5 protein-coding genes and 1 pseudogene are annotated in these 7,456 nt (G+C 72.5%); 1 reads left to right on the top strand and 5 read right to left on the bottom strand.

Features of this window, described 5'->3' with window-relative positions:
- The first annotated feature begins 275 nt into the window (after positions 1-275).
- On the top strand, positions 276-1,454 hold the full coding sequence (locus OP86_RS31660) for a cytochrome P450 family protein (protein WP_234435133.1): 1,179 nt from the start codon (positions 276-278) through the stop codon (positions 1,452-1,454).
- Between the two features lie 209 nt (positions 1,455-1,663).
- On the opposite strand, the gene OP86_RS31655 is transcribed toward OP86_RS31660, so the two are convergent.
- From OP86_RS31655 to OP86_RS31635, 5 genes and pseudogenes are all read right to left on the bottom strand, one after another.
- Positions 1,664-2,971, bottom strand: coding sequence for a flavin-containing monooxygenase (locus OP86_RS31655; RefSeq protein WP_030062554.1), 1,308 nt, complete (start codon positions 2,969-2,971; stop codon positions 1,664-1,666).
- A gap of 54 nt (positions 2,972-3,025) precedes the next feature.
- Positions 3,026-4,063: a zinc-binding dehydrogenase gene (locus OP86_RS31650; RefSeq protein ID WP_051831115.1), complete on the bottom strand. Its 1,038-nt coding sequence runs from the start codon at positions 4,061-4,063 to the stop codon at positions 3,026-3,028.
- Positions 4,064-4,137: 74 nt separating this feature from the next.
- Positions 4,138-5,631 (bottom strand): aldehyde dehydrogenase family protein, encoded by a 1,494-nt coding sequence (locus OP86_RS31645; RefSeq protein WP_030261108.1) that lies wholly within the window; start codon positions 5,629-5,631, stop codon positions 4,138-4,140.
- 52 nt (positions 5,632-5,683) lie between these two features.
- Entirely contained in the window at positions 5,684-7,225 is a 1,542-nt protein-coding gene (locus OP86_RS31640; protein WP_030062557.1) for a GMC family oxidoreductase, read from the bottom strand.
- Positions 7,222-7,456: pseudogene (locus OP86_RS31635) on the bottom strand (cytochrome P450); the annotation flags it as partial. The gene OP86_RS31640 and the pseudogene OP86_RS31635, both read right to left, overlap by 4 nt.

Genomic DNA, 7,456 nt, shown 5'->3' with positions numbered 1-7,456 from the left:
CCGTCGACCGGACCAGCTACAAAGCCACCATCAGCATCGACATCCTGACCACACCAGACCCGTGACAGGAATCCGCAGGCTCTATCTACACGGCGTTGGATCTAGCTCGCACCCGTCACGCGGAACCGGCGGAATCAGCCGTTTCAGCCGTTTCAGCCGAATCAGCGGAACCAGCGAAATCAGCGGAATTCTCCGTGCCAATTCCAGAGAGGGAGTGTCGCATGTCGTCCCCGTCCGTTCTCAGGTGTCCCGTTCTCGATCCCACCGGCCATGCGATGCACGCCGAGGCCGCCGCGCTGCGCGCCGAGGCGCCGGCCGTGCTGGTGGAGCTGCCGGGGCCTGTCCTCGCCTGGGCGGTCACCCGGCACAGCGTCATCCAGGCCTTGACCAACGACCCGCGCGTCTCGCGCGACATCCGCAAGCACTGGGCCGGGCTGGCCGACATGCCCGAGGGCTGGCCGCTGGCTCCCATCGCCCTCCAGCAGAGCTTCTTCAACTTCTACGGCGAGGAGCACCGCACCTCCCGGCGCCGCGTCGCCCCCTCCTTCACCCCGCGGCAGGTCGAACGGATGCGTCCGCAGATCCAGGCCACCGCGGACCACCTGGTCGAGGCGCTGGCCGCGCTGCCCCCCGGGGCGGTCGCCGACGTGCGCCAGGCCCTGGCGCTGCCGCTGACCATCACCGTCATCTGCGACCTGTTCGGCGTCCCCGACCACCTGCGCAGGAAGATCAGCACCGGGATCGACGCCGTCCTGGACTCCTCGCTCGAACCGGCGGACGCGCTCGCCGCGCACACCGAACTGTACGCGCGGCTCGGCGAGTTGCTGCAGTACAAGCGGGAGAATCCGGCCGCCGACCTGACCAGCGACCTGCTCCTGCCGGCCGAGCCCGACGAGGAGCCGATGTCGGACGCCGTGCTGCTCGGCACCCTCTTCCTGATGATCGGCGCGGGGTACGAGACCACCGTCAACCTCATCAGCAGCGCCGTCCAGGCCCTGCTCAACCACCCCGAGCACCTCACCCGGGTCCGCGAGGGGGCCATCGGCTGGCAGGACGTCGTCGAGGAGACGCTGCGCATCGAGGGGCCGGTGATGCACATACCCATGCGCTGCGCCCTGGAGGACATCGACCTCGGCGAGGGCGTCGTCATCCGCAAGGGCGATGCGATCAGCCTCGGCTTCGCCGCCGCCGGCCGCGACCCGGAACTCCACCCGGAGTGCCCGGAGAGCTTCGACCCCACCCGCGGCAGCAAGGAACACCTCGCGTTCGGCCACGGGCCGCACTTCTGCCTCGGCGCGCACCTCGCCCGCCTGGAAGCGGACATCGCCCTGACCACCCTGTTCAGGCGGCTGCCCGAGCTCGCCCTCGCCCACCCCGGGCAGCAGCCCGCGCGCCTGAAGTCCATCATCATCAACGGCCCCGAGAGCCTGGAGGTCATCCCCCACCCGGCCTGACGGCCGACCCCGGTCCGAAACCCGCAGTCCGAAGGGGCCCGCTGCGTCGGCAGCGGGCCCCTTCGTCGTGCGTCCGCTCCCCTTCGTCGTGCTTCCGCTTCCCTTCCACGAGCCCGGACCCGTCCGGGCTGGCCCCGCTGTCCCCAGAAAGCAGTGTGCAGGGCACGGGTTCCAAGACCCGTGCCCTGCACAGCCGTTGGGAACGGCGCTTACGACGTCCAGAGCGGACCGAGCGCCGCGGGCGAGCGGTGGCGCAGGGTGTTGTCCAGGTGGACCGCCCGGGCGACCCGCTCGGCCTGGTCCCGGGTGGAGGCGATGAGCAGCGGCATCACGGATCCGCCTTCGGGCAGCCCCGCGTAGTACAGGCCCGGCAGGGCGCCGGCCCCGGCGCGGTGCACCGGCATGCCGTTGTCGTCGAGCGCCGTCCGGGGCAGGATCCCGTAGTCGGGCACGAATCCGGTGGCCCAGATGATCGTCGTGATGTCCTGGGCCGCCAGGTCCAGCTCGTTCCCGTAGTCCGCGAACAGCGAGGCGTCGAAGGCGGGCACGGGGGTGCGCTCCGGGACGACCAGGCCGTGCTGCTCGATCGCCCTGTCGATGGCCTGGAGGAGGTCGTCCTGCGCGCGGGCCGCGGCCTGCGCGATGGCGCGGACGTTGTCCTCCAGCTGCAGGGTCCCGCCCTGGGCGCCCCGGACGGTGCCGACGAGGGTGACGCCCTTTCCGGCCAGGACGGCCAGGCTGAGCTCCTGACCGCCGGCCTTGCCGGTGAGCACGGACACCCCGGGCAGGACGGGCGAGTCGCCGCGGCCGCCGGACGCGGACTCCAGATTGCCTTCGAGGGGCAGCAGTTGCAGCCAGTCCAGGACCTGGGCGCCCCGGTAGCGGCGCGGCGAGGTCTTGTGCTTCCCGACCGCGAGGTACACCTCCCGGCCGGCGTCGCGCAGGTCATCGGCGATCTGCTGGCCGCTGTTCCCGGCGCCCACGACGAGCACCGCGCCCGGCGGCAGCGACTGGGGGTCGCGGTAGTAGCGGGTGTGCAGCTGCGTGATCGCGGGGTCGATCCTGGCCGTCAGCTCCGGCAGGCGCGGCGAGGAGTAGCCGCCCAGGGCGGCGACGACGTTGCGGGCCTCGACGGTGTCGCCGTTCTCCAGGTGGAGCCGGAACCGCGCGTCCGGGTGGACGGGGTCCTCGACGGGTGCCTCGACGGACCGCACGGCCGTGTGCTCGCGCACCTCGACGCCCGTCTCGGCCACGTAGCGCCGCAGCCGCTGGGCGACCTCGCGGGCCGGCATGTACCCCTCGGGGTCGTCCCCGTCGTAGGGCATGCCGGGGAAGGTCACCGTCCGGTTGGGTGTGTTGACGGTCAGGCTCTCCCAGCGTTCCCTGGCCCAGGTCTGGCCGATCTCTCCTCGTTCGAACACCACGGCCCGGTAGCCGAGGCGGGCGAGCGAGCCGGCGACCGAGCACCCTTGCTGGCCCCCTCCGACGACGGCGGTCTCGATGTACTCGGTCCCCATGTCAGCACTCCTGGTCCGGATAGTCAGTGGATTCTCTGGTCACTCGGTGGTGCGTCATCGGTCGGTCCGCTCGCCGGTGGCGTCGGCCCAGGGCAGTACGACCGTCTTTCCGGTGGCCCCGTCGGCCTCCATGCGGCGGTGGGCGGCCACGATGTCGTCCAGGGCGAAGACGCGGTCGAGGTTGGGCCGGTAGACGCCCGCCTCGACCTCGTCGACGATCCGTTGCAGCAGGCCCTGGCCGCTGCTGCCCTTGAGGGTGTCGCTGTGGAAGGCGGTGAGCCTGGTCCCGGTCGGGATCATGGCGATGGGTTCGAAGTCGGGGATCAGCCAGCCGCTGAGCGAGCCGGCCACGCACACCGTCCCGCCGCGGCGCACCAGGCGCAGCGAGTCCAGGACGGTGCTGGTCCCCACCAGCTCCAGGACGGCGTCGGGGCCGTCCGGCCACAGCGCGTGCACGTCGGCCGCCAGTGGCCCGCCGTCGTCCAGGAGGACGTGGTCGACGCCGGCCGCGGTCAGCGCCTCGGCCTTGTCCTTGTTCCGGGTGGTGGCCGCGACCTCGACGCCGTGGGCGGCGGCGATCTGGGCCGCGGCCATCCCCACCGAGGAGGTCCCGCCGCGGATCAGCAGCCTTCCGCCGCCGCCCGGCACGATTCCCCGCGAATCCAGTCCCAGCGCGTCGAGGGCGCCGCGCGCGGTCAGGTAGGTCTCGGGCAGCGCGGCCAGCACCTCCCAGGGCAGGGTGGTGGTGACCGGCATCAGCAGTGCGTTCGGCAGCAGCGCGTACTGCGCGTAGCCGCCGTCGAACTCCCGGCCCATCTCCCCCATCACCGCCGCGACGGTGGACCCGGCCGGCAGCCGGGGGTCGGTGGAGTCGGCCACGGTCCCCACGCACTCGATGCCGAGCACCCGGGGGAAGACGACGTTCGGGGAGTGCCCCTGCCGGGTCCTCAGCTCCGAGCGGTTCAGGCCCGCACCTTCCACGCGCACCAGGCTCCAGCCGTCGCGGACCTGCGGGAGGGGCAGTTCGCGGACCTCCAGGACCTCGGGGCCGCCCGCCGCGACGCAGACCGCGGCGCGCATCGTCGTACTCATCTCGCTCCACCTCGTGTATCGACGAACCCTCCCGGCGTGGCCGGGAGGGTGATCACTTCGACGACGACGCCGGATCACTCCGCGTCGACGACCTCCAGCGACGGTGCCCACCGCGGGACCTCGCCGCGGCCGGAGGTCAGGCGCAGGGTACGGCTGAAGCTGTACTCCTGCAGCGTCTCCAGGGCGTGTTCCCGGCCGTAGCCGCTGGCGCCCACGCCGCCGAACGGGGATCCCGTGAACGAGCGGTTGTAGTGGTTGACGAAGACGACGCCCGCGCGCAGCTCCCGGCTGAAGCGCAGGGCGCGCTCGGAGTCGCGGGTGAACACGCCGGCGACCAGGCCGAAGTCGGTGCCGTTGGCGATCCGGACGGCCTCCTCCTCGTCGCGGAACGGGATCAGGCAGACGACGGGGCCGAAGATCTCCTCCTTGGCGATGCGCATGTCCGGGGTGACGCCGGTGAACAGCGTCGGCGGGACGTAGTAGCCGTCCGCCAGCTCCGGGTCGGTGGGCAGCGGCGCCTGCGCCGCGATGGTGGCGCCCTCGCCGACGCCGATCTCCAGGTAGTCCAGCACCCGCCGGCGCTGCGCCTCGGTGACCAGCGGACCGACGTGGGTGCCGGCGTCGGCGCCGTTGCCGACCTTCAGGCGGGAGACGGCGGCGGCCAGGCGGCGGGCCACCTCGTCGTGGAGGTCGGCGTGGACCAGGACCCGCGAGGAGGCGGTGCAGGCCTCGCCCTGGTTGAAGTAGCCGCCCTCGACCGCCCAGCGCAGCGCCGAGTCCAGGTCCGCGTCGTCGAAGATCACCAGGGCGTTCTTGCCGCCGAGCTCCAGCAGGGTCGGCGTCAGGTTCTCCGAGGCGGTGCGGATGATCGCCTGGCCGGTGGTGGGCGCGCCGGTGAAGGAGACCTTGCCGACCAGCTTGTGCCCGGCCAGGCGGGCGCCGACGGCGCCGGGGCCGGGGACGGCGTGGACCACGTCGTCCGGGAGCACGGACTGGATCAGCTCGACCGTCCGCAGCACCGACAGCGGGGCCTGCTCCGGCGGCTTGATGACCACGGCGTTGCCGGCGGCGAGCGCGGGGGCGATCTTGCCGGCGGTGTGCAGCGGCGGCCAGTTGAACGGCACGATGGCGCCGATGACGCCGAACGGCTCGCGCACCGTGACGTCCAGCATGCTGCCGGAGTCGCGGACCTGGCCGGGCATCACCTCGCAGAGGCTGGCGAACAGTTCGAAGACGGTGGCGGCGCCCTCCAGGTCGAACTGTCGGGCCTGGGTCACCGGCTTGCCGTTGTCGCTGGACTCCAGCGCCGCGATCTCGTCGGCGTGCTCCCGGATGACCTGGGCGACCTTCCACAGGTACTTGCCGCGCTCGCGCGGCGTGCGGGCCTTCCACGCGAAGTGCGCGTCGTAGGCGGCCTCCACCGCCTGGTCCACCTGGTCCGCACCGGCGCCCTGGATGACCACCAGGGGCTTGCCGGTCGCCGGGTTCTCGACGGTGAACCGGTCGGCGTCGTCCTTCGACGACCACCTGGTGTGCAGGACCTCGACGTTTTCCTCGGTCGTGGACACGGAATCCTCCTGACTGTTCGCCGGTACGCCGGCGTTCGCTGGATGCTGGAGCTCAGTTGTCTGTCGTGAGTCGTTCGCGCAGGACGCCGGCGATCCGCTCGGCGACGACGATGGCCGGGACGTTGGTGGCCACCCGGGGCATCGCCGGGAACACCGAGGCGTCCGCGACGGTCAGTCCCTGGACGCCGTGGACGGCGCCGTCGGCGTCGACGACGGCGGCCGGGTCGTCGGGCCCGCCCATGCGCATGGTGGAGCTGCCGTGGTTGTAGTGCGCCGGGGCCCGGCGGATCGCCTCCGCCAGGTCCTCGTCGCTGACGTCCGGTCCGGGGACGCGCTCGGCCACCAGCAGGTCGGCGAGCGGCTCGGTCCGGGCGAGCCGGCGGGCCAGGCGTACGCCGCCCGCGACCAGTTCTGCGTCGTCCGCGTCCGTGTACAGGCCGAGGTCGATGACCGGCGCGTCCTCGGGGTCGCGCGAGGCGAGCCGCACGCTGCCCCGCGAGCGGGGCTGGACGCAGGAGACGAAGAAGACCATGTCCCAGCCGGTGGGGTGGTTCTCGGTCGGTGAGACGAAGGCGGCGGGCAGTCCGGCGGTCGGCACCGCCGCGGACGGCAGGATCTGCACGTCGTAGTCGGGCTCGCCCTCCCCCACCGCGACGCTCAGCACGCTGCCGAACATCGACTTGGCCAGGTCCTGCGGCGGCTTGGCGACGTGGATGTTCCAGTAGGCGGGGTGGTCGGTGAGGTTGCGCCCCACCCCGGGCAGGTCGGCCACCACGTCGATGCCGAGCGCGGCCAGGTCGGCACCGTCGCCGATGCCCGAACGCAGCGCGATCGCGGGCGAGTTGTAGGCGCCGGCGCTGAGCACCACGTGCCGGGCGGGGATCTCCTCCCCGGTGGCGAGCCGTACTCCGGTCGCCCGGGTGCCGTCGAACAGCACCCGGTCGACCAGCGTCTCGCCGCGCACCTCCAGGTTGGGCCGGTGGCGGACGGGGTTGAGGTAGCCGACCGCGGTGCTCAGCCGGACGCCGTCGGCCGCGCTGAGCGGGGTGTACGCGAAGCCCGGTGCGCCCGGCGCGTTGAAGTCGTCGACGAGCGGGTGCCCGAGGTCGGCGCTGGCCTGTCGTACCGCGGCCGCGTGCGGCCCCAGGTCCTCCGCCACCGGCATGGTCATCCGGTAGGGGCCGCCCAGACCGTGGTACTTGGGCTCGCCGTACGGGTAGTGCTCCATCTCCTGGTAGAGCGGCAGCATCTGCTCGTAGCCCCATGCGGGGCCGGCCGCTTCGGCCCACGCCTGGTGGTCGGAGGGCCGGGCCCGCATCGCGACGCAGACGTTGACCGCGGAGGAGCCGCCGATGAGGCGGCCCCGGGGGACGGGCACCTCGTTCCCGAACTCGTCCGCGACCGAGCGGTAGCCCCAGTCGTGGGTGAACGGCGCGTAGCTCGCGTCGGCGACCTCCGGGGGCAGGTCCTCCAGGGTGGCGAAGTCGGGCCCGGCCTCCAGCAGGAGGACCGACAGCGCCGGGTCGGCGCTCAGCCGGGCGGCGAGGACGCACCCCGCGGAGCCGCCGCCGATCACGATCACGTCGTAGGTCATTGTGGGACGTCCCAGTGGAGTCGGAGTTCCTCGAATCCGCGGGCGATGACCAGCCGTTCACGAACACGCGCGTCGGCGGGCCCCAGGCGCAGTCCGGGGAGTCGGTCGAAGAGCAGCGGTATGGCGATACGCAGTTGGAGGCGGGCCAGGGAGGCGCCGAGGCAGGCGTGGATGCCGCGGCCGAAGGCCATCTGGTGGCGGCCCGGCCTGTTCTGGAGGGTGAACGCGTCA

Source organism: Streptomyces novaecaesareae, from assembly GCF_000716875.1.
In the GTDB taxonomy this organism is placed as follows: Bacteria; Actinomycetota; Actinomycetes; order Streptomycetales; family Streptomycetaceae; genus Kitasatospora; species Kitasatospora novaecaesareae.
This window is presented reverse-complemented; position numbering and strand designations above follow the sequence as displayed.

Excerpts from the sequence above, each read along its gene's own strand:
- OP86_RS31660 (WP_234435133.1), top strand. The coding sequence starts at position 276 with ATGCACGCCGAGGCCGCCGCGCTGCGCGCCGAGGCGCCGGCCGTGCTG.
- OP86_RS31655 (WP_030062554.1), bottom strand. The coding sequence starts at position 2,971 with ATGGGGACCGAGTACATCGAGACCGCCGTCGTCGGAGGGGGCCAGCAA.
- OP86_RS31650 (WP_051831115.1), bottom strand. The coding sequence starts at position 4,063 with ATGAGTACGACGATGCGCGCCGCGGTCTGCGTCGCGGCGGGCGGCCCC.
- OP86_RS31640 (WP_030062557.1), bottom strand. The coding sequence starts at position 7,225 with ATGACCTACGACGTGATCGTGATCGGCGGCGGCTCCGCGGGGTGCGTC.